The organism is Chitinophaga sancti, from assembly GCF_034087045.1.
Lineage (GTDB): Bacteria > Bacteroidota > Bacteroidia > Chitinophagales > Chitinophagaceae > Chitinophaga > Chitinophaga sancti_B.
Map to the genome: position 1 here is coordinate 3,355,263 of NZ_CP139247.1, position 24,462 is coordinate 3,379,724.

16 protein-coding genes are annotated in these 24,462 nt (G+C 45.3%); 8 read left to right on the forward strand and 8 right to left on the reverse strand.

Features of this window, described 5'->3' with window-relative positions; translation table 11 throughout:
- The first annotated feature begins 42 nt into the window (after positions 1-42).
- The 4 genes from SIO70_RS13980 (at position 43) to SIO70_RS13995 (ending at position 5,618) form a co-directional block, all read left to right on the forward strand.
- Positions 43-2,364 (forward strand): TonB-dependent receptor, encoded by a 2,322-nt coding sequence (locus SIO70_RS13980; RefSeq protein ID WP_320581475.1) that lies wholly within the window; start codon positions 43-45, stop codon positions 2,362-2,364.
- Between the two features lie 5 nt (positions 2,365-2,369).
- Positions 2,370-3,173, forward strand: coding sequence for a DUF4249 family protein (locus tag SIO70_RS13985; RefSeq protein WP_320581476.1), 804 nt, complete (start codon positions 2,370-2,372; stop codon positions 3,171-3,173).
- A gap of 109 nt (positions 3,174-3,282) precedes the next feature.
- On the forward strand, positions 3,283-4,605 hold the full coding sequence (locus SIO70_RS13990) for a cytochrome ubiquinol oxidase subunit I (protein ID WP_320581477.1): 1,323 nt from the start codon (positions 3,283-3,285) through the stop codon (positions 4,603-4,605).
- The gene (locus SIO70_RS13995) at positions 4,602-5,618 is read left to right on the forward strand and encodes a cytochrome d ubiquinol oxidase subunit II (RefSeq protein ID WP_320581478.1); all 1,017 of its coding nucleotides are present in this window, start codon (positions 4,602-4,604) and stop codon (positions 5,616-5,618) included. The genes SIO70_RS13990 and SIO70_RS13995 overlap by 4 nt, the downstream gene beginning before the upstream one ends.
- 100 nt (positions 5,619-5,718) lie before the next feature.
- Here SIO70_RS13995 and SIO70_RS14000 read toward each other — a convergent pair whose 3' ends face one another.
- Both SIO70_RS14000 and SIO70_RS14005 read right to left on the reverse strand, forming a co-directional pair.
- Positions 5,719-6,468: an SDR family NAD(P)-dependent oxidoreductase gene (locus tag SIO70_RS14000; protein WP_320581479.1), complete on the reverse strand. Its 750-nt coding sequence runs from the start codon at positions 6,466-6,468 to the stop codon at positions 5,719-5,721.
- 52 nt (positions 6,469-6,520) lie between these two features.
- Positions 6,521-6,904, reverse strand: a complete 384-nt coding sequence (locus SIO70_RS14005; protein ID WP_320581480.1) for a helix-turn-helix domain-containing protein — start codon at positions 6,902-6,904, stop codon at positions 6,521-6,523.
- A 26-nt stretch (positions 6,905-6,930) separates the two neighbouring features.
- Here SIO70_RS14005 and SIO70_RS14010 point away from each other — a divergent pair, with 26 nt between their 5' ends.
- On the forward strand, positions 6,931-7,449 hold the full coding sequence (locus tag SIO70_RS14010; RefSeq protein ID WP_320581481.1) for a TlpA disulfide reductase family protein: 519 nt from the start codon (positions 6,931-6,933) through the stop codon (positions 7,447-7,449).
- On the opposite strand, the gene SIO70_RS14015 is transcribed toward SIO70_RS14010, so the two are convergent.
- From SIO70_RS14015 to SIO70_RS14035, 5 genes are all read right to left on the reverse strand, one after another.
- Positions 7,444-8,604 (reverse strand): threonine synthase, encoded by a 1,161-nt coding sequence (locus SIO70_RS14015; RefSeq protein ID WP_320581482.1) that lies wholly within the window; start codon positions 8,602-8,604, stop codon positions 7,444-7,446. The genes SIO70_RS14010 and SIO70_RS14015 overlap by 6 nt on opposite strands.
- A 156-nt stretch (positions 8,605-8,760) precedes the next feature.
- Positions 8,761-13,212, reverse strand: a complete 4,452-nt coding sequence (locus SIO70_RS14020) for a TonB-dependent receptor plug domain-containing protein (protein WP_320581483.1) — start codon at positions 13,210-13,212, stop codon at positions 8,761-8,763.
- A 4-nt stretch (positions 13,213-13,216) separates the two neighbouring features.
- Entirely contained in the window at positions 13,217-15,637 is a 2,421-nt protein-coding gene (locus SIO70_RS14025) for a hypothetical protein (RefSeq protein ID WP_320581484.1), read from the reverse strand.
- Positions 15,638-15,955: 318 nt separating this feature from the next.
- Positions 15,956-17,554, reverse strand: coding sequence for a hypothetical protein (locus tag SIO70_RS14030; RefSeq protein WP_320581485.1), 1,599 nt, complete (start codon positions 17,552-17,554; stop codon positions 15,956-15,958).
- A gap of 180 nt (positions 17,555-17,734) precedes the next feature.
- Positions 17,735-20,302, reverse strand: a complete 2,568-nt coding sequence (locus tag SIO70_RS14035; RefSeq protein WP_320581486.1) for a discoidin domain-containing protein — start codon at positions 20,300-20,302, stop codon at positions 17,735-17,737.
- 74 nt (positions 20,303-20,376) lie between these two features.
- Between SIO70_RS14035 and SIO70_RS14040 the strand changes: the two genes are divergently transcribed.
- The 3 genes from SIO70_RS14040 (at position 20,377) to SIO70_RS14050 (ending at position 23,160) form a co-directional block, all read left to right on the forward strand.
- Complete coding sequence (locus SIO70_RS14040; protein ID WP_320581487.1) at positions 20,377-21,216, forward strand: hypothetical protein; 840 nt, start codon at positions 20,377-20,379, stop codon at positions 21,214-21,216.
- Positions 21,217-21,366: 150 nt separating this feature from the next.
- On the forward strand, positions 21,367-22,701 hold the full coding sequence (locus SIO70_RS14045) for a sigma 54-interacting transcriptional regulator (RefSeq protein WP_320581488.1): 1,335 nt from the start codon (positions 21,367-21,369) through the stop codon (positions 22,699-22,701).
- A gap of 96 nt (positions 22,702-22,797) precedes the next feature.
- On the forward strand, positions 22,798-23,160 hold the full coding sequence (locus tag SIO70_RS14050) for a helix-turn-helix transcriptional regulator (protein WP_320581489.1): 363 nt from the start codon (positions 22,798-22,800) through the stop codon (positions 23,158-23,160).
- Between the two features lie 46 nt (positions 23,161-23,206).
- Here SIO70_RS14050 and SIO70_RS14055 read toward each other — a convergent pair whose 3' ends face one another.
- Positions 23,207-24,433: a WG repeat-containing protein gene (locus tag SIO70_RS14055; RefSeq protein ID WP_320581490.1), complete on the reverse strand. Its 1,227-nt coding sequence runs from the start codon at positions 24,431-24,433 to the stop codon at positions 23,207-23,209.
- Positions 24,434-24,462 lie beyond the last annotated feature (29 nt).

Sequence of the window (24,462 nt, forward strand, 5' to 3'; positions counted from 1 at the left end):
GGCAGTACTTTCGGACGCGGAAGCACTGCCACATAAATGAATATGAGTAAGTCTCTTATCATTACCTGTTGTGTGTTATTGTCATGTTTAGGAGCGATTGCACAGGCAAAATTTACTATCAGCGGAACCATCAGATCAAAGAAAACCGGGGAAACCATTATTGGTGCTACAGTGCACGTAGCAGGTCAATCCATCGGAACTGTCAGCAATGAGTATGGTTTTTATTCCCTTACCCTGCCCACAGGGACCTATACCATAGAGTTCAGTACGGTGGGGTTGCAACCGGTACAGGAGCAAATTGCGCTGACACGGCATACGATCAGGAATATTTCGCTGGACGATGCTGCACAATCATTGAAGTCGGTGACGATTACTGCCAATACCAGGCAACGTAATCTTAGTACCCCCCAAATGGGTATGGAACAACTGACGACAAAGGAGATGAAGAATATTCCGGTACTGTTGGGAGAAAAGGATGTGTTGAAAACGATCCAGTTACTACCAGGTATTAAATCAGCCGGCGATGGCAACAGTGGTTTTTATGTACGGGGCGGGGCGGCAGACCAGAACCTGATTTTATTGGATGAAGCACCCGTGTACAATGCTTCGCATCTGTTTGGTTTCTTTTCTACATTTAATTCTGATGCCATCAAAGATGTGACGGTATACAAGGGAGGCATGCCTGCTCAATACGGTGGCCGGCTTTCGTCTGTACTGGATATTAAGATGAATGACGGCAATAACCAGGATTATAATGTGAGTGGGGGCATTGGGTTGATCTCTTCCAAAGTAAATATAGAAGGACCTTTGCAAAAGGACAAGTCTTCTTTTTTAGTATCTGCCAGAAGAACGTATGTAGATCTTTTCCTGCGTTTATCAAATGACTCCTCTATCAGGAATAACAGCCTTTATTTTTATGACCTCAATGCCAAGCTGAATTACCAGCTGGGCAAACGGGATCGTTTGTTTGCCTCCGGGTATTTCGGGGCGGATAACCTGGTTGTGGGCAATAACTTTGGTTTGAAATGGGGGAATAGCACTGGTACCCTGAGATGGAACCATATTTACAGTAGCAAAATGTTTTCCAACACCTCCCTGATCTTTAGTAATTACAATTATAAGATCAATGTAAAGAGTGGGGCGAACGATGTGAATATCTTCTCGCAGATCCGTGACTGGAACCTGAAGGAGGAACTACAATATTATATCAGCCAGCGACATAACCTGCGTATTGGTTTCAATACGATTTATCATACCATGCGCCCGGGAGAGATCACATCTTCACAGTTATCTAATTTTAATTCATCCCGTTTGCAACAGCGGTATTCATGGGAGAATGCCGTGTATGTATCTGATGTGTGGAAGGCAACGGATAAATTAGATTTATCGTATGGCGCACGCCTTACGGCATTCAGTATACTGGGTGCCGGTGATTTTTTTAATATAGATGCAGATGGGAATATACTGGATACGCTGCATTATAAGAGTGGCGAGTTTGTGAAAACCTATATTAACCTGGAACCCCGGCTGGCAGTTAGTTATAAGCTCACGGATATTTCTTCAGTAAAAGCTTCTTATGCACGCAATGTGCAAAACCTGCACCTGATTGCAAACAGTACATCTTCCAGTCCTACCGATCGTTGGGTAGCGAGTACGAACATTATCAAACCGGAAATATCAGACCAGGTATCATTGGGTTATTATAAAAACCTGGCTGGGAATAAGTATGAGTTGACAGTAGAAACCTATTATAAAACCATGCAGCACCAGATCGATTACCGGGATGGGGCAGATGTGCTGAATAATGATGCGATTGAAACACAATTGTTATTTGGGAAAGGGAGGGCGTATGGCATAGAGTGGCTGTTAAAAAAGAAGACTGGCAGACTGACCGGATGGGTGAGTTATACATTGTCAAAGACACAAAGGAAGATAGATGGGATTAACAATGGGGAATGGTATAATGCGCGACAGGACAGAACCCATGATATTGCAGTAGTGGGCATGTACCAGTTGAATGAAAAATGGTCCCTGAGTGCCAGTTGGGTGTATTATACGGGTGATGCAGTAACTTTTCCCAGTGGTAAATACCTGATCAATAATACAGTGTATTATTACTATACGGAGCGGAATGGCTATCGTATGCCGGCTTATCACAGGTTGGATCTGGGAGCGACAAAGCAGTTGCGCAAGCGGGGCAGGTATTCTTCAGAGCTGGCTTTCAGTTTGTATAATGCGTATGGCAGAGAGAATGCGTATACCATTACCTTCAGGCAGAGTAAGGATGATCCGAATAAGACGGAGGCCGTGAGGACGTCATTGTTCAGGTTTGTACCTTCTATTTCATACAACTTTAAATTCTAGTGGAGATGAAACAGTTGTTGTATATCGCGATCATATTTGTTTTTGGCGCCTGTCAGAAGGTGATCGATATTGATTTGAATAATGCGGCGAAGAAATATGTGATAGAGGGGGTGGTCACGGATGATGTGAATGGTGTGAGTGTGAAGATATCACAGACGATGGATTTTAATGAGGATAATACCTTTGAAGGAGTAAGTGGGGCTACGGTGACTATTACTGCTGATAATGCGACGGAGTATGAGTTGCAGGAAACGGCTACAGCCGGGGTGTATACAACTACGGGGTTCAAAGGAAGGGTGGGGCATAGTTATAGTATGTATGTGCAGATAGGTACGGATACATTTACGGCGGTATCCACCATGCCGCGGGAGGTGCATTTTGATAGCCTGGCTTTGGTAGATAGGGTGGTGTTTGGCGAGACCAGAAGGGTGCCGGCAGTGTATTATACAGATCCGGAAGGGAAGGGGAATTCCTATCATTTTGTGGAGTGGCACAATGGGGTGCAGGAGAGTACTATATTTGTAAGGAATGATGAGAATACAGATGGGAAGAGTTTGAGTATACAGCTGGTATCGTTCAGTAGTGACAGTGATGATGATGATAAGCAGATAAAGGCGGGGGATACGGTCTCGGTAGAGATGCAGTGTATAGATCCCGTGGTGTATAAATACTGGTATAGTCTGGATGCGGGTGCGACAGGAGAGGGACAGAGTGCTACGCCGGCAAATCCGGTAACGAATATAACAGGGGGAGCATTGGGGTATTTTAGTGCGCATAGTGTGCAGACGAGGACGATAGTGGCGGAGTAGATAAGCCCATCTTCCCTGCTGCCGCAGGTCAGAATAATCTAATATGACTTTTATCATCCCCTCATAATGTAGATTTAGTAGCTTTGACCCGTAATAACTCATTGCGCCAATGAACGATTTTCTAGCAGCCAGATCACAAATGGCTTTATCGTTAGGTTTTCATATTGTCTTTTCCTGTATAGGCATGGTCATGCCTTTCTTTATGGCCGTCGCTCACTTCCTCTACATCCGCACAGGCAATGATATCTATAAGAACATCACCCGTGCATGGAGCAAGGGCGTAGCCATTTTCTTCGCCACCGGCGCTGTATCCGGCACCGTACTCTCCTTCGAACTCGGCCTTCTCTGGCCTGAATTCATGAAGCACGCCGGCCCGATCTTCGGCATGCCCTTCTCCTTAGAAGGTACCGCCTTTTTCATCGAAGCGATCGCTCTCGGTTTCTTCCTCTATGGCTGGGGACGATTCAATCCCTGGTTTCACTGGATCACCGGTGTGGTTGTAGGTATCAGCGGGTTAGTATCCGGTATCCTGGTAGTTGCTGCCAATGCCTGGATGAACAGTCCGGCAGGATTCGATTTCGTAAATGGACAATACCTGAATATAGATCCGATCAAAGCGATGTTCAATGACGCCTGGTTTTCACAGGCACTGCATATGTGTATTGCGGCATTTGCTGCAACCGGTTTTGCTGTAGCTGGTATCCATGCCCTCATGATCTTAAGAAAAAGGAACATCGCCTTTCATACCACCGCTTTCAGAATACCCGCTTTATTCGCCTGTATAGCAGCCCTGCTGCAACCACTGAGCGGAGATATCTCTGCAAAAGACGTTGCACGCAGACAACCTGCAAAGCTGGCTGCTATGGAAGCCCATTTTAAGACCGAAGCAGCGTCTCCGCTGGTAATTGGGGGTATACCAGACCCAGTGGCAAAAGAGGTGAAATATGGGCTTGAAATACCCGGTTTACTGAGCTTTATGGTGCATAATGATTTCCATACCCCTGTAACAGGGTTGGATCAGATACCTGAAAATGATCAGCCCCCGGTTGCAATTACACACTACGCCTTCCAGATCATGGTGGGATTGGGGATGGTGATGCTGTTGATCTCCGTTTGTTATTTCGTAGCCATTATCAAGAAAAAGAGCTGGCTCAGAATGTCGTGGTTGCTACGCCTGTTCGTCATCGCCACACCGATGGGATTCATTGCCGTAGAAGCTGGTTGGACAGTGACGGAAGTCGGCAGACAACCATGGATTATAAATGGTGTGATGCGGACGGCTGATGCAGTGACGCCCATGCCGGGGATTGTTTATTCCTTCTACATCTTTACAGCAGTGTATATTTCATTGTCCCTGATCGTGACATTCCTGTTGTACAGACAGATCCGCATGGTACCTGAGATTTATGATATTCAAACGCCTGCTTTATGATATTTGTAGTAATGGCTTATTTATGGGCTGCCATCCTGTTGTATATATTGTTGGGAGGAGCTGATTTTGGTGCAGGGATCATAGAATTATTTACTTCGGAAAAGAACAAGGCATATACACGCAATACCATGTACCAGGCCATCGGGCCTATATGGGAAGCCAACCATATGTGGCTGATCATTGCTATCGTGGTATTGTTTGTAGGTTTTCCGGAAATTTATACGACCGTATCCACACACCTGCATATACCACTTGTGATCATGCTGTTTGGCATCATTGCCCGTGGTACGGCATTTACCTTCAGACACTACGATGCTGTGAAGGATAATATGCAAAAGGTGTACAACCGCATCTTTGTATATTCCAGTTTCGTCACGCCTTTCTTTTTGGGGGTGATCGCAGGTAGTGCGGTATCTGGTAGAATAGATCCGGGGGCAAATGATTTTCTGCATGCGTATGTATATACCTGGTTCAATTGGTTCTCTGTTACAGTTGGATTTTTTACCGTAGCGATCTGTGGTTATCTCGCGGCTATATTCATCATTGGCGAAACTGATGACGATAACAGTCGTGTACGTTTTATCAGGAAGGCCAGGCAGATGAATGTGGCGGCAGCGGTATTTGGGGCATTGGTATTCTGGGCGGCACATGCAGAGAACATCCCTTTGGATAAATGGATGTTTGATAATCCGATCGGGATCATTGCCATTATTACGGCAGTATTATCACTTGTGCTATTATGGTATTTGTTGCTGAAAAAAGGTAAGGTTATCATCATTCGTGTATTGGCAGGTTTTCAGGTCACGATGATCTTACTGGCGATAACGATCCGGCACTATCCGAATATTGTGATCTTAAAAGGAGGGAAGTATTTGTCTTTGTTGGAGCATGCCGGACAGGAGAAGACGATTCATTCACTGGGTATGGCGTTGTTGTTGGGAAGTATATTGATATTGCCTGCGTTATTTTATTTGTTGTATAGTTTCAGGAAGGGTGAGGCGATAGAGCATTAAAGGAAGAGGGGGCAGTTCATCGAAATGTGAAATGCCCCCGCTTTGTTATTTTTCGAGATTACACCTGGCATGTCTTTTTCGTAACTCATCCAGTGTCGACTTACAAAAACATCCCCCCACTCGCCTCCACGCGCTGTGCATTCACCCACCTCGCCTGATCACTACATAAAAACGCCACAACCTCACCTATATCCTCTGCCACACCAGCCCTGCCCAATGCCGTATTAGCTGCCACCATCTTATTCAACTCAGCATTATCTCTCACCACACCACCACCGAAATCCGTCTGTATCGCACCCGGTGCGATCGTATTCACCCGAATCCCCCTGCTACCCAACTCCTTCGCCTGATAACGTGTCAATACTTCTATTGCTCCCTTCATAGCCGCATACGCACTACTACCCGGAATCGTAAACCGCGCCAGTCCTGTAGACACATTGATGATCACTCCACCATCAGCCAGCAGTGGTAATAATTTCTGTGTGAGGAAAAACGGTCCTTTGAGATGAATATTCATTATCTCATCAAACTGCGCCTCTGTTGTTTCTGCAAAACTGGCGTGCAGACCAATGCCCGCATTGTTAATCAGGTAATTGAATTGTGTAGCCTGAAATGTATCTTTCAGGATAGCTGTAAATGTAGTGATGAAGTGATCAAAGGAACTAACAATCGCTGTATTCAATTGCAATACAGCTGCACGTTGTCCAAGTTTTTGTATCTCAGCAGCTACAGCGTCTGCTTCTGTTTTATTACTGTTGTACGTAAGGATAATATCCACGCCTTTTTTAGCGAGGCTCAATGCCATATCCTTCCCTAATCCACGGCTGCCGCCGGTGATAAATGCTATCATGATGTCGATTTTTGTAAAACAAAGGTATCAACAACCAGACCAGCGAAAATGATCAATACTTCAGTATTTTGCTTTTGCGATATTGCAGTGGGGTTATACCCGTCAGGTTTTTAAAAAAACGGTTGAAGTTGGTCGGCTCCGGAAACCCAAATGTATTCCCGATATCCGCTACGCTGAGTGTGGTAGTTTCCAACATTTTCTTGGCCTCAAGAATGACCCTGTCTTCCATGATCTCACAGGGAGAAGTATTCAATGTTAATTTGATGGTATTCGTCAGGTGTACCGGTGCAATATGCATACGGGCTGCAAAGTCACTCGGTTTGTACCGTTCTTCTGTCCGGCCCTGTAGCAGGTCATCCAGGTGGGCATCCACCAGTTGCATAAATACTGCCGTGATTTCATCCTTGCGTGATAGTATTTTTTCCGGAATAGGCATGCTACAAAGTTATATATTTGTCCATCATGAAGCACGCTTTTCTCCTTTTCATATTGGGAATCTGCTCCCTCCATACCTTTGCCCAACAAACAGACCCACCAATTGGTGATTTCAGGACCATTATCGGCCAACAGGTTCCTTCCTTTTCCTTTGAGATAGAAAAGGGTAAAAAAGCCAATATCAGGGATTATAAGGGTAAATATGTGCTGATCAACTTCTTTGCCACTTGGTGCCCTCCCTGCAACCAGGAACTCCCGCTCGCACAAAAGCAGGTATGGGAAAAACACAAAGACAACCCAAAGTTTGCTTTTATTGTATTCGGGAGGGAAGAGGGCTGGGAAAAACTAGACCCGTTCAGGGAAAAGAAAGGATTTACTTTCCCCCTGCTCCCCGACCTGGACAGAAGCATTTTCTCCCTGTTCGCACCAAACGGTATTCCCAGGAATGTAGTCATTGATCCTGCAGGCAAGATCATCTACCAGAGCTTTGGCTATGAAGAAGCGGAGTTCAATAAACTGGTGAAACTGATCGACAGCAAACTATGATCTGTACTTATACCAGGACCCGGTATTAAACAACAACACATTTTCTCCTTCCTGGATCCAGCCATCTGCGACCAGGTGCTGCATGGCCATATAAGTCGCACTGCCCTCCGGTGATAATAACAACCCTTCTGTTGACGCAATGTTGCGCATCCCGATAGTGATTTCTGTTTCTGTCACGGTGAGTGCTGTACCATTGCTCTGTTGCAATACATCCATCATCAGGTCTTTGGCAAATGGTGTAGGTACTGCCAGCCCGTAGGCAATAGAAGGCGTAGCACAGAAATCGGTAGGAATGGCGCCCTGCTGGAACAGTTGTACCACCGGGTCACAATTCGCAGATTGTACTACCACCATCCGGGGCAGTTTGCCCGTCAGCCAACCCAGTTGTTTCATTTCGGCAAATGCCTTCCACATGCCAATCAATCCGGTGCCGCCACCGGTAGGGTAGATGATGACATCAGGCAGTTGCCAGTGAAACTGTTCGGCAATCTCGTACCCCATAGTTTTCTTGCCTTCCAGCCGGTAAGGCTCTTTCAGCGTAGACATATCAAAACCACCGGTTTGTGCTACCAGTTGCTGGGCGCGCCGCCCGCAATCACTGATCAGCCCATCTACAAGAATGAGCTCTGCACCATACATGCGGCATTCTGTCTGCAGGGTGAGCGGCGTATGGCGGGGCATGACCACCGTCGCTTTCATGCCAGCTTTGGCACAATAAGCACTCAGCGCTCCTCCGGCATTACCCGCTGTGGGAATGATACAATGGTTGATACCCAGCTCTTTGGCCTTAGACACAGCCACGCTGATACCCCTGGCTTTGAAGGAGCCGGTCGGGTTCACGCTTTCATCCTTGAGCTGGATGTTCACCTCATGTTGATGGCTGAGGGCAGAGAGGGTATACAAGGGCGTACCGCCTTCGCCCAGACTAACGATGTTTTGTTCTTCAAAAACGGGGAGTAACCGGTTGTATCGCCAGATGGTGTGGTAATTGATGTCAACAACCTGGTGCAAAGGCTGGTCCAGCCTGTAACGGGTAAAAAGCGGCTGATTACAGCAGGTAGCGTAAGATTGTACATCGCCGATGTTGTATAACCGCCCACAATTGGGGCACTGTAGTGCCGTGGCGAGCGAGGTGCTGTGTTGGGTTATATGCATAGACTTAATTGGGGTGTGGGGTAACAAAGTAACAATGGTGTATCTTCTGACTAAAGTTATGCAGAAAGGCTGCAAATTGATTGCTGTTAACACAAAAAAAAGCCGGTCATGGCCGGAAGAAAATCCAACCATGACCAGGCCATAAGGTTCCCTCTTTTAAGGAATAATATCTACTGTCTCTCCCGGTTGCCAGTACTTATCTTCTGGCTGATAATACAGGTAACCCGCACCTGCCTTACCCTGATAACTTCCCGGTACCTCTACTTTGAGATCCAGCGCTACTTTCTTCGTTTCTTTTGCTTCCATACCTCTCCAATAGAATACGAGGTAGTTGTCAAATATCTCATAATAGGCTACCTGCTCTTTGTCCATCAATTCTTTCAACTGCCAGGGTTGTAAGGATAATCCCCCGGGAATACCGATTTTTACCACAGCCATCCCTTGTGCTTCACGACTGGTATTGGTCACATTGATATTCATGCGCAGGGTTTCACCTACTTTCCCGCTGTGTGAACTGAGCATGGTCTGGAATTTCACTACAGCCTTGTCACTGGTAGGAGGAATGTTGGTAAAATAATCACAGCGGAAAGTGTAAGGTATTCCCTCCGGACCCGCGTATTTCACAGCAAAGTTATTCTCTTGATTCAGGTACATCGTAGATACGCTTGCACCCGGTTGAAGAACATGCCCATTCAGCGTAATAGTGCCCTTCTCATCCCCAACTGATTTTTCCATATTGCTGTAAGCCACCATTGCTGTCAAGGCCATAATAGTACCTTGTGTAGAGCCAAATCCATAATAACTCTTTTTGGTAAGAATGGTGGAAATCAGTTGCGCAATCCGCGCCTTACGGGGTGCTGGCTCGCGCATCAATGCCATAGCGTACAGGGACATTGTTTCAACATATAGGGATATGCCTTGTGAACCGACTACAGTTGTGCGGGCGGTTACCTGGCCGTCTTTGAACAATTTATCCAATCGCTGCATCAGGTCATTAAAATCATCTGTTTTATGCAGGTTGTCTGCCGCCAGTGCCATGATAGCTAACTGATAGCCATCGTTGCTTGCCTGCGCAGCTTTCAGGGTTGTTGCATATTCTAATGGAATCTGCTTTCCTGCATCTGTTTGTGACAGCGCATACACAATGTACGCATTGGCAACAGCAGGAGGTACGGCACGGAATTGATCATAGCCTCCCGGAGAGGGTTTGAATGCTCCCTTGCCATCCCGGTGGTCCAACAGGAACTTTTCTGTCCTGGCCAGCATCGCCTTGTCTACAGGTATAAAATCTTTCATGGCAGTGAATTCCATTAATCCATAGGCAGTGAGTGCCACATGTGCAGGAGCAGCTCCAAACCATTCAAACCCATTCTCTGAAGTCTCGAAACTGATCAGTCGGTCGTATCCTCTTTCCAGCATTCCTCTTGCTGTCTTTTCCAGCTCATCATCCCGTTTGGCGGCATTTTTCAGCAACTGCAAAATGAGGATATTCGGATAGGTGCTGCTGGATGTTTGTTCAAAGCAACCATAGGGCTCACGCAGCATACTCTTTATACCATCCATGAGTTGTGCACTTACGGTATGTAGTTCAAGTGACATTTCCGGGTTGAAAAATCCCCCCACACCAGAAAAAGTAAAGGACGTATCCTTTGACTGATTTCCGGAGAAGACCACATGCATAGGGAATGCTTTTTCTTCGACCGTAAATGGCAGGAAGATCGCCTGGTTATTCACATTGATCCGGATATTGCCAGACATGGCATGTTGAGGTTTTACTTCGACATACAACCGGGCATCTCCATTTTTTGTCACAGGTACTTCTTTCAGCGTAGTATCGCCATCTACCTCAGGAGGCAATTGGATATGTACACGTGCCACGATGTCACTGAAGCCATAGTTTTTTAACACGATGGGGATCTTCACATTGTCACCTGCATTGATATAAGGCGGAATTTTGGCATCCACACTCACAGCATCGTGTACGGCATAGGTTTGTTCTGCCCTGCCAATAGCACCATTGTAGCCAATGCCTTCTGTAATAGCTCTAAAGGTGGTACTGGCATCTGAATTATAAAACTCTACACTGGCTTTACCATTTCTGTCTGTTTGTATGGTAGAATTCCAGTAGATCGTTTCCCTGAAATCATTTCTTTCATTGGTTTCCGGTGTGAGGTATTTAGGTGCATAGAAAACAGGCACCTGTGTAAAGATCTCATTGAGACCCGGAGTTTTGATTTTTTTAAAGGAGTAGTTATACGATTTCCCCAGTGATATGCGAATCCTGTCTGCATACCTTTTATCTTTGGTTGAGATCAATATCACGCCATTTGCACCCCTGGCACCATATAAAGCTGTGGCGGAGGCATCTTTCAATACAGTGAGCGATTCTATATCATTTGGATTGAACTGGTTGATATCGGTCAGCTCAGTTGGTACACCATCCACAATATACAATGGCTGGCTATTCGTGTTTAATGAATTGATGCCACGTATCTGGACCCTGGTTCCGTCTCCGGGATTGCTGGGGGCTGTTGTAATCTTTATACCTGCTGCTTTCCCATTCAATGCCGACGCTATTGAACCGGGAGTCAGGAGTGTTTCCGCATTTATAATGCTGACAGAGTAGCCTAATGCCCTGCTTTCCTTCCTGATACCTAATGCTGTTACCACCACCTCATTCAGGGCTTTGCTATCATCTGCCCATTTCAGGTCGTTGATGACCAATGAAGGATATGTTGCAACACTTTCTTTCAACCCTGTTTTCAGCGGTTTAAACATGCCCGCTTCCTGTTTATTAAAACCAATACCATTTTGAGAAACATTGATATTGAGTGTATCTCTATGGTTCTCTGCTTCGCCTATCAGGCAATAATCAGTGCCGGCGTCTACATCAGAGAAAAAGAATTGACCGTTGGCCGGGATCCTTCTCACTACACCGGTATGCCTGCTTAGATTAAACAGGTAAAGTTTACTTTTTACTGGCATGCCTTTACTATCTGTCACCATACCACTCAGGATATTTAATTTATCAGGAGTGAAAGCAAGCCTGTTACCGTTGTTGACGATATCTGTAAATGCAAAGTAACGGTAACCCTGCGTCAGCATCAGCATATCAAGCGCACTGTCAGCTTTGGGTTCATCCTGTTTAAAATATAACTGGGGTTCTTCTACCTTACCGCGTAGTTCACTGCTCATAAGCAACCAGGAAAGAATATGATCCTGCTTGTCATCAGCCATGGTCCACAGCTTATCGTCAATAACAGTCAGGGACATATTGGCTGGAATAGCCAGGCCTTCGGCATTCGTAGTGGTAAGGGTCATTTTTACTTTTTCCCTTGGCTGGTAACTGGTTTTGTCTGTCGTGATGTTTACATGCAGCACATTGTATTTATTCAGGAATATCACTCTCTCTGCTACTTTGAGCCGGCGGCTGTCACGCAGGGTGAACCTGGCAATACCAGTCGGGAAATCTGCCGTATCGATTTTAATTAATTGCGCTCCGCTGTGTATGCTGGCATTGGTCGTGTAATAAACATGTTCCCGCACAGTGGCAGTGAGTGTAATGTCTTCTGCGGCAGTCGAACTTATTTTGGCATACAGTTGTCCATTCTTATGCAGCATGTTGAGTACGATGCCGGTTGGGGTGGACAACGGTATTGGATATTTTTTACCAGATACGAGTGCGTAATATTTCCTGCCTGCAGCAGGTGTAAAAGGGATACAGCCCATACCTCCTTGATAACTGGCAAATGTAGCCACCTGCTGGCCTTTGTCATCACTGATCGTACCGTGTACGTCTACAGGTTTGCCATATTCGTTAATTGCTTTGAATGCTAATATTGTAGGCAGGTTCGCTACAAAAGTGCCTCCTTCCGGCATGAACTGAAGGTCAATGTTATTCAGCACAATAGGGATACTCCTTGAAATAGATTCAGTAAAACCACTGTTGGTGATCGTTACATTGAGCAACCCGTCATTCGTACTGAGTGATGCAGGTAGTACTGCACTGATGGTGGCCTTGCCGGCGGTATCTGTTTTGAAATTATCTGCTTTGTACTGCTTACCTTCAATATTGATGGTGAACTGGCCGGTATAATTTCGTAAAGGTTGGTTGTCTGGCGTGCGTACGGAGAACTTTGCCCGGATAGTATCGCCCGGCCCATAGCCTTTTTCAGGGAAATCCAGTTTTAGCAGTAACCTAGGGGCGATCACTTTTTGCAGGGTAACAGATTTTGTAAACCATGTACTGTCTTTTTCATTCTGCATCCAGGTGGTATATGCCTTTATCTTATAAATACCTCCGGGCAGGTCGTCGGTAAATTTATACCCTCCTTCACAATAACCAATGGTAATAGGGTGTTTCAGTTGGGCAAGGACACTGCCTGCCGGGCTAATGATATCTACATTGAGAATAGTACTGGTCAGTGTCGGTGTATTTTTTTGCGCATCTACTACATATGCTTTATAGAAGATTGTTTCTCCCGGTACAAAGTACACATGGTTCGTTTGCAGGTACACTTTTTCTTTGGACGTTGCATAATCCTGTACCTGTGCCTGTACAGACAGGTGGAACAGGAAAAATATAATGGAGCTTATTATTTTCTTCATGGTATCAGAATGAAATGGATGTTTCAATACCTGCGTTGGTAGTCGCTGGCAGGTTAAAAAAATCAAGGCCGGTGGTGTTGCCCGGTTCGAGCAATGACTGATCGGGGTCAACGCCTTTGTAAGGTGTCCAGATCAGCAGGTTGCGCACATATGCCGTTACCTTCAGTTTATTCACATACCCTCTGAAGCTGTGGTCCAGCGAAACGGAGATATTATTGATGCGGATAAAATCTGCACGTGCTATATAGTTTTCCGCTACCGGTGTTTGTGGCGTAGTTTCTGATTTTCGTTGTGTGGCAGAGCTGGCAGAGCGTCCGTAATAATCGAGCATGGCAGCTGTACCATTCCACTTTTCTCCTCCTTTTTTCCACATCCAGCTTAGGTTGAGCGAAAGCGATTTGTAAGAGAGATAATTGCCCATGCCCAGCATGAAATCCGGGTTCGGATTACCCAATACCCTGAGTTGAGGATCTACAACAGGATTGCCATCTGTGCCCGTCACAATCTGATGATTGGCATCGCGCAGGTAGGCGCTACCCACAATCACATTGGAAGGGGCGCCTGCTACAATAGCTGTATATACATCACTGAAACCCGCAGTAGGCGTATAGTTATACCCATCGCTCACTGATTGAATACGGTTTTTATACGTGCTGAACGAAAGGGTGTTCCGGTAATTGATCGTTTTTCCACCTATCCGGAACCTGTTGCCATGTGCGAGTTGAACTTCCAACCCATTGGTAACGTGATCTGCTACATTTTGGAGCAGGATCGTATTGTTACTGATCACAGGCAATACATCATGACGGGTAGCACGTATATAATAGGATGCATTCAGGTTGAAGGCGCTATAATTAACCTCCAGGTCATTGGACCATTCCCGGTGATAAACAGGTTGTAAACCGGTAAAGCGGCTTGCTTCCATGATAGGCAAAAAACCAGTTGCCGTCGTAGTGGAATAATTGAACAGGTTAATAGCTGCTACTGACTGATTGATGGGCAACTCGCTGTTGAAATGATGTAGATTTGATGTTAATTTAGCTGAGGACCATTTGCTTCCGATCTTCATTGATTTCTTTGCGCTGAGAGCAGCAAGAGGCAGCCAAAAACTTTGTCTGTTTGCAGTATTGGAGATGTATACTTTATTGCCCAGTTCCATGTTGAATTCCCAGTCAGTATAGGTGCGTAATCCTGTATTATAACTTAGAATTGGTTCATGTGTGCTGCGATTATATTTATATTCCGGCAATAATCCCAGGTACCAGATATCTGTGTGTACATGTGCATAGTTATAGCTCAGGTTAATCCAGGAATATGTCTGCTTATATAGTATCGTCGGCAATTCAAATCTTACATTGCCCCTTGCCTGGAAAGTCAGGTCATTTTGCTGTCTGCGGGTGATATTGCCATTTGTGAACCCGGTAGTACCTGGTGCATAAGCTTCTGTACTGGTAGTACGATAGGCCTGAATAGATGGTGTCAGACTATATGAAATCTGTTCCGTGTTATTTTCCAGTTTAAAACTGGCATTGTGGAATCGTCTGCTATAACCATTATCATGATCCTGTAGTAAAAACAGTGGATTGTCTGCACCTTTGCTATAACTACGCTGCGTATTGCCGATCATTGTGCCCTGTGCATTCTGAAAACTCACAGGTGTCAATAGTGAATATTGATACACCCTGTTCAGCAATCTGTTCCTGTTAGCATAGTCAAACCTATCTACCCCATAATCATATTTAAGGGTGAGTTTTTTATTATTTATCTCATGACTTAGTGCCAGTCCTCCATGTTGGCGCAGGTTATCATTTTGCCTGATAATACTTTTATCATTTTCCTGACCGGCTTTTAAGTATAGGTCCCATGGTTTGCCCCTTAACGCGAAATAGCTTACTTTGACAGAGATGTCGTTTGTAACGGTCATGCCTGTTCTCAGGATACTGTTATTATATACATTGGCGGCCTTTCCGTTGCCGCTGCCTTTCGTCACCAGTTGTCCGTTGTTGTCCCAGGCATAGTTACTGCCATCATATTCAAGCGAAGAAATAGCAGGTCCATAACTGAACAGGGTACCTGTTTCCGGACCGATATATTGATTATTGAGTCCCTGGGCGTAATGCTGTTGCAGGGCGGGAAGACGGTTGGCCTGGCTCAGCGCTGCACTGGTTGTAAAATTGCCTGAAAAGGTGAGGCTTCTGGCCCTGGTGATCACCAATATCTGATTCCTGCCTACTGTAATCCTGCGCATGGATGCAGGGTCCGAAAGATCTCCCTGCACCTGCACCTGATCTCTGTTGGCACTGCTGTTGGGCAATGAAAAATAAGTACGTGGGGTATCCACCTTTTTCACCAGCCGGATATAATCCTCGTTTGTCTGGGCGGTTGATAATATGGGTAGCAATAATAGGAGTAAAAAATATTTCAAGGTAGTCAGTTTGGAGGTATGATGCTGAAAAAATCAGAATTGCATAAATGTAGGAAAAAAATTTTCCGCACCTTTTCAGATAGGGGGAAACCTTTTCAGGCAGAGGTAACACCTTTTCAGATAGGGGAGAAACCTTTTTAAGGTAGAGGTAACACCTTTTCAGACAGTGGGGAAAACCTTTTTAAGGTAGAGGTAACACCTTTTCAGACAGTGGAGAAAACCTTTTCAGGCAGTGGTAACACCTTTTCCGGTTAGGGCAAAAAAAAGCTGCCTGTCGGTCGGACAGGCAGCTTGACGCCGGTTAGGCATTGATTATGATCAGGGCTGTAACCATACTACTCTTACACCTCTGTGATCCGCAGTTTTATCCATTTTCAGGGTAATAAACCTGCCTTTATCACTGTCGTAGTCTGATACGCCCATCACCAGCGGGTGGCCATCATCATCCTTATTAATATTTAAACCAAACAGCGGTGCGTAATCCGGCAGCTCATTGTTGGCATCGCATATATAATAGTATCCATCTGTGTCTCTCGCATTGTTGAAACCTTCTCCTTTCCCTTTGGCAGCTTTCTTCATGTTGGCTTCTGTATTGTTCATGGTTACATACACCCTGTCTTTATACTGGAAGCATGTATAACCTCTGTATTGTTCACTTTTGATGAGGGGTTGGGCGCTACGGGATACTCTCTCTGTATTGAATGCATTGATTTCCCAGTTACGCAACTCCGCATGTCTTGGTATCACGCAGCTATACGTGGGTTGTCCGTTTACATCAAAAGATGCCACTGCGAGCCAGTCCTTCACACAGTACAAATAAGAAGCGGCATTGAGTGGTTTTACTTCTTTGCGGGTCAGTTCTTCATAGATAATAGAGAAACCGCCATCGCTGCGTACAAAGATGTTCTGTGGCATACCTGTGTACGCTCTGCCTGCAAGGGCCTTTGTCTTCTCATTGGCTTTGGCCGGGAAGATGTCTATTTCCTTATCAGGTGTTTGTCTGGTAGGATCTACGAAACCAAAGATACCTGCATATTTTTCTTCATCACCAGCTTCTGCATGTGCATAACCGATGAATAAGATTTTTTTGGTAACAGGGTTATACCTTACAAGCCCGCTGTCGATCACTTTTTTTACACCGATATTCAGTTTGTCGAGTGTAAGTGTATCGACGGTTTTGGAAAGGGTGGCCATGATGAGCTGACCTTTTTTATCTCCTACCTGCGTTTGATTGAAGAGGTGTGCGAAGAGACATACTTTCTCATCGCCCAGTACGACCATATCCAGGTAGTTGATATTTTTATAGCGGGTATCGCTGTTAGCGTAATAGGCTCTTGAAAGCTCCTTGTGGTTACCATTATACCAGATCATTTCCAGGTTGCCGTTTACCGTTTGGTCATTGTTGTGTAGTACCACCAGCGCATAGTTATCACTGTTTGGATCTTTGCGCACAAAGAAGGAGGTAACAGGGTCGTACTGGGTGATGAATGGCTGAGCTAAGTAAGCATAACGGTTTGTCATAGCCATTTTCTCATCTCTCTTGATATTGCCGGTATTACCATCGATGACAATGCGGTATAGTACCGGTTGCCTGGATTCGACTTCTGAAATAAACAGCACGAGGTCGTTGTTCGTTTCAAATAATGCATTGACACAGCTGCCAAGGAGCGTACCAAAGTTCGTACTCAGGTGAGTCTGTGCTTTGGGTTTATTGTCATCGTCATAGATGTCTACATACAGCCCATCTCTGCTGGTGATCTGCAGAAAAATGGTATTGCCATTTTTCATGTGCAGAATACGGGCGTAACCAGAAACCGGTTCTTTGAAAAGAGGGCTTTGGGATACCATCGTTAATTGTGCAGAGGCTGTTATAGCCAACATGATTACGAACTGGATAATCAGGAAAGATTTCTTCATTGTTTCATAGGTATATGACGGGGTAAAGATAGATAGATTTATTTAATATGTGAATAAAAAGGGAATGTCTCAAAACTTCGAGACAGCCCCTTTTTATTCGGGTACATGATGGAGAGAATTTTCATACATGCAATTCTCAGCGCCTTCTGGCAACTAATGGTACATCCCCTTGCTAAAGTGTTATTGTACAAGGATTTCGTCAGTGAATAACCACGAAGTGGACCCGACAAACAGGTATCCTTCCGGTATGGCACCAAAGGCCTTGCCTGTTATCCGCACATATCTTGCATTTCCCTTCACCGGTATGCTAAACTGTTGTAAATAAGGCTCTCCCCGCACATTCCTGGTGTTATATACCTTACCTGCCAGTTTATATTTCTTCCCATCCCTGGATGTATATACCGCCACTTCTTTTGGCAGGAAAATGCCACTGTTAGGATCACAGAGAAAACTGGCGATCACTCTTTTCATAGGTGTGGTATTACCCATGTCTACAGTAGCATCCAGATCTTTGCCATTAAATCCCAGCCATTTACCACATTTGAAAGCCGTAGTGCCCATGTTGCCATCGGTGAGCGTACTATCGCCAGCCGCTGCATACTGAGGCGCAAAAGGTTGTGCAATGGTCACTTTCCTGCCCAAAGCCAGGTTTACAGGCACAAAAGTATTGGAGCCTGCTATCTGTTTGCCATGGTCAAAAATACCCGCCGAAATAGTGCCGGCTGCATGCATTGCCACTGGCTTTGTATACAAAGGTGACTGTGCATCCGGCAATTGATTGATGGCATACCGGATCTCTTTATTGGAATTAGTATTGATGTTCACCGTGGCCGTCCGGTCGTCATTTATCTTATAAGTGATCACCGGGTCAGGACTGGCTGTGAACAGATCAAACCATGCGGTACCCTGCTCTATCAGTTCCAACGTCAAAATAGCCGTGGTAGAAGATACCGGTGCCTGAAAAGTGAAATTGTATGCTTCCCACTCAGGTGTGAGTGTATACGTATGATCCTGTTCCATGGCATCAATAGTCATGCGGAACGTGGGCATATGTTCCTGTGCTTTGGCTTTGGCCCGGATAGATACGGTATAGCTGTTACCTTTCGTCATCACCATCGGTATCAGCCTGATTTTATTGCCACCACTGTCTACCGGTGTGATCAGTCGCAGACTAAACATACCATCTGCATGCTGACGGGGATCTACAAAAAATGAAGCGCCTACATCCGCTTTACGATGACTGGTGCTGGTCACATTGCTACCTATCGGCAACCCTGGACTCACAATCTTCTCAAAGCTGGGATTCAGGGTCATGTTATCTGCAGGAATGGCCGATAAGGTATCCTTAAGAATTAAATATACCCTTGTGCCATATGCATCAATGATATCATGCACAACCCCATTTTCCAAAGCGACCTCCCTGTTTTCAAACCAGCATCGTGCAGTTGCATTCTCCTGCAAGGAAGTAGTCAGGGTATATGCTTTGGGTTTATTCTCATTATTCACCGCAATCAGCAACGTATTTCCCTGATAACTGTATGCTTTCGTTAAGATCTTTGGATCATCTGCATGTATTGCAGGCGCCACATCAGCAGATAATAAAAAAGAGGTCATCTGTGCAGTTTCTACCGCCACATTGCTGGCGGCAGACCATGCAGAAACAGACTGTGGGTTCAGGTTGCCCGGTGCATGTACATAGTATTGAATACCCTTTGCACCTCCAATCAATCCCATATAGGTCATCAGTCTGATCTCCGCACCTGTCGGCTCCCTGTTCCACATTTCCTGACCGCCAAATGCCTGTGGCACCAGCCATACTGATTTTTCATACTGATAAGCAGTTGTATATTGGGTCAGGTCGTCCATCACCTTATCAGCAGGACCCGGAATAGGATAGGGGTCAGTCATCGCTATATCCATCGTGTTCCTGTAATCATTTGCTTTTTGCGGCATCATAAATACAATGGAAACAGGATGGTAAGGATCCAGTTCGTGGATCAGCTGATACGCCGCTTCCAGTATAGCAGGTGGACGCCCCTGTCCATCCGGTTCGTCATTGATATAATAAGATAACAGCGCAGGATGATCTTTGAATGCCAGCACTTCACTTTTTAATAAAGCGAGTTTTTCTTCCTCCGTTTTATCCAGCCCTTTATCGCCGTTATGCCCACTGCCTATGAGGGAGTTCACACCATACTGAACTTTCACACCTACCTGTGCACAACGGTCCATATAACCTTTACGTTCTGCCAGTCCTTCAGGCAGGTTGCCCTGGTATACACCGATCATATTGAATCCATGTGTCACTTCTCTTTCAGGCAGATCGCCGGCAGGAACGCAATAAAATCCAAAGGGGAAAAAGGGCAATCCGTCGGCAATTAACCCGCCTGTAAGCTGGTCTATCTGTACAGCATTTGCTTTTGGTGCGAGTTTGACAATGTTAACGTCACCCTTCTGCACAGTAGCGCCATCTTTCTCCAATACATAATGCAAGGCAGTGGTACCCGTTGGTAATGCATCCAGGTTGAATTGAGTTGAAAGCCGCTGCCCTTCTGTTTTAGCAGTGATTGCCAGTTTTTCGTTGCGTAGCGATAAATTGAGTTTGTAATTCGCCTGATCGGGCAATATGCAAATGATACTGCCTTCTTTTTCAGTGAGATAATAATTGTACCTGGTAAAGACTTTGACCTGTGCATGTAATACCACCCCCCATATGCATAGGAGTGCACTCAGCATGACTTTCTTCATTGAGACCTGTTTTAATAATGTATGGGTAAAGTATAAAAAAGATGATGATAAAAAAACATATTTTTGCTCCTCATATGAAATACATCTTCCTTACCTCATTATTACTGGTAGCTATGGCGCCCGCTATTGCGCAGACAGCTGACAGATTAGATTTTCCCCTCTGGCAACTGGAACAAGGTACTTCCCTCTCTGTATATGCTGACAAGGCTTATATCCGTAGCACACCTTCGGTAAAGGGTACCATAGTAGACTCTTTATTGCCAGGTAGTAAAGTGGTAGCCGATTCAGTGATGACCGCATCTCCGCTTACTATGAAAGGGCTGACCGCTGCCTGGTTGAAAACGCACTATACTGCCGGGGGCAAAGAGGTGAAAGGATATATCTGGGTAGGCCTGCTCTCATTGGGTACATTTACAAAAGATGATGTCAGTTTCGTATACGGGTTAGAGAAAAGAACGGTTGTATCCGAAAAAGAAGAATCCCTGACAGTGCGTGTCAAAGCAGTGGATAAAGACCATCGTATACTGGACATGAAAGAATGGACGGTGAGTGGTGGTGAAAATGCGAGAAGCACCGAAAGCAAACTACTGGGAGAAATGGGGCTGGATAGTGTAAAAGAGATCTTCCGGCTCAACTTCAGTGGCGATGCCTGTGGTTTACCAACTGATTACTACTACTTTGGCTGGAATGGCAGCAAATTGCTCACGCTCCCCGGCAAAACCAACATCGTCGATGCAGGTGCATTTGCTTATACCGAAACACTGATCTTTCCAAAGGAAGTGAATGGCCAACCCGGTAAGATCCTGAAACTGAAAGTATCAGAACAATACGGCGAAGATGGAGAAACGGTGGAAAGCAAAAAAGTAGAAAGAGAAATCTATACCTGGGATGGCAGCAAAGCCACTAAACAATAACCTCCTTTTTTACGACTATTCGTAAAACTGTCAAAATCTACGAAATATCGTAAGCTGCCTTTCATGTTTAAAATACTAACTAGCTAAATTACAATACTTTATTTACTGGAATGGCCTTTGTTTGCTTTTTCATGATTAACTTATATTCTCATGAAGCAAGGCAACATGATGGTGGAATTTCTTTTATCGCTCAGTAATGACATTGCCCTGATTCGTGACAAAGACGATTTTCTCAGGGTACTGCGGGAGCGGTTAAAAGAAGTGATCCATTTCAATGACATCGTCATCAATATCTTTGGTGAAGATGGTAAGTCCCTGGTACCATATCTTTATTATTCGGAAGGCCGGCGCAGGCACCATCCTGCATTTCAATGCAGTGGACACAGTAAAATAAGCAGCGATCATATCTTCGAAGCTGTCATGGCTGCCGAACAGCCACAGGTATTCAATGTACGAAAGCTCTTACAGGCTAAATCGCCTCCTGCTTATATTCCATTATTCCGGGAAACGGGTATCGTGGAATTTTCAGGCATCCGTTTGCGCAGCGCAACACAGGAAATTGGTTGCCTGTTTTTATTTTCAGAACAGACAGACACCTTCCCCGACCCGGTTTTACAACTTATAAAAGGCGTTTCTCACCAGCTCTCCATCGCGTTGGCCAACATCCTCGCTAATGAGCGCATAGCCACCCAACTGAAGGAGATCGAAAGCTATAAGCAAAGACAGCACCTGCAAAAAGAAATAGCAGCTGTAGATATAATTGGTAACAGCCGCGAAATGCAACAGGTATTTCACCTTATATCGCAGGTAGCTCCTGCAGACAGTACGGTGTTGATCCTCGGCGAAACAGGCACAGGCAAAGAACTCATTTCAAGGGCCATTCACAATCATTCTCCCCGCAAAGATAAATTGCTGGTGAAAGTGAATTGCGCCGCCCTCCCCGACAACCTCATTGAAAGTGAACTATTCGGACATGAAAAAGGTGCTTTTACCGGTGCTACTGAACGTCGTATCGGTAAGTTTGAAATAGCCCACAATGGTACCCTGTTTTTAGACGAAATAGGAGAGCTGCCGCTGGCAATGCAATCTAAATTACTCCGTGTACTACAGGAGAAGGAAATAGAGCGCATTGGTGGCAAAAGTCCTATCCAGGTCGATTTCCGCATCATTGCCGCCACTAACCGCGACCTGAAGAAAGAAGTGGAAGCCGGCCGTTTCAGAAAAGACCTGTATTACAGGTTAGATGTATTTCCTATTGTAATACCTCCTTTAAGAGAACGGAAAGAGGAGATCCCTGAACTGGCAGATTATTTTCTGCAACGCTTTACACGAAGGTCAGGCAAGCCTGCTATGCGGCTGGGAGATAACGTTCAGGAAAAAATGATGGCCTATCACTGGCCGGGTAATGTGCGGGAATTAGAACACCTGATAGAAAGAAGCGTGTTACTGACCAGCGGTGCTGTAATAGATCAGCTATTTATCTGAAAAATCCATTAAACAGCCAACAAAAGGACGTGATTCTACAAACAACCATGTCCTGATTCAATGCATCTTTGCCTTGTTCGCACAACCCACATGATTATGCTATACATCACAGACCAGTTCAACCATGTAAACCAGTTTTTCTTATTGCTGGATACGGCCATTGCAGATATCAGGTTTGCATCACCTATCAGGATGAGAACAGTGAAGGAGTTTGCTGCCATTATGGAATTGCACCCTAATTATCTGAATACCCTGCTGAAGCGGCATACAGGACAGAATGTGAGTTCACATATCAGGAACCGGTTGCTGGAAGTATCGAAGCATTTACTGTTGGAAACGAACTGGTACGTGCAGGATATCAGCTATTGTGTGGGGTTTTCTGACCAGCCGAATTTTAACCTGTTTTTCAAGAAGAATGTGGGGTATACGCCTTCTGAATTCAGGCGGTTAAAACAATAACCCAAACGCTTTTGCTGCATACAAAAGCGTTTGGGCCGGGAGCAGACTACTCCTTTATACCAGGAATAAATATCTCTCCTGTATTCTTGTCCATATAACCTTTTTGTCCGTTCGGCATCTCTACCAGCAGGGCATTTCTGTCATGATCTTCATCCAGGATCGCTTTCAGCACCGGCTTTTTCAGTTCCTTCATGGTAGCAGCTACCACTACCCCTTTCTTATTGTCCAGGTAGGTTTCGATAAATGCATAGCGACCCACCATATCTTCCCTGAAATGTACATCGTCATAGATAAATGGTATAAGCACCTTACCGGTCATATCGATCACCCCTGTTTTGCCATCCTTCACCGCTTTGATCCTGGAAGGGAAGCTCTTATCATTTGGGTAATAAGACAGGTATTCCAGCTGGGTATACCCATTCAGATCTGTACTATCCAGGCCTTTGTATTTACTGGTTTCACGGTTTTCGAGTACGACACGCCATTTATTATTACCCAGTTTATAGATGTACATGTCTTTGGCTTTCTTGTTCAGCACTTCGCCTTCTACAGGCATAGCGGAAGTAGGTTTGTCCTGTACATTGCCCGGAGAAGCGGTGCGGAAGTTAGCATCGAAATAAAAAACCTTGTCATCGCCTTTTTTAGCGGCTACATACACGGTATTACCTGCGTATACTTCTTCAATATCTTCATATTCAGGTTTCAGGATTTCCCGGCCGCTGCTTACATCTACCACACCGTAAGTGTCACCCATGGTGATAAGGGCAAATTGTTCCAGTGCGGGGTCGTTAAAGCCTGTTACCTGGTTGTAAGGCGCCTTACCGTTCTGTAGTTTGCCGCTCTGAGCGTCAAAGATGCCCATTTTCCCGTCTTTATTCACGAAGTAATAACTACCCTTGGAATAGCTGGATCTTTCCGGTAAAACGTCTGTAAACATGCCGCCGATCGGCTTGTCACTGCGGATATCTATGATCTGGTAGCCTTTGATATTTCTGGCAATGGCGGTAAAGTCCTGGAAGGCGTTGGTAATGTTAGTATAAGAAGGAGCGACCATCACAGCACCATTGGTGTTGATCAGTCCTACCTTTTTACTGCTTTCTACACGGGCGTAGCCGTTTCTGAATACGTCAATGCTGTCAAATTGTGGTTTTAGCAGCACACTTTTGTTCTTATCAGTCAGGCCCCATTTGCCTTTTTCGGTATAGGGATAGGGTCCCTGCGCCTTACACCAGGCGCTTAATAGCAGCACCGGTAAGAAATATGCGGTTTTCATAGGTATGTGATTGATTGTGTTGGAGTAAA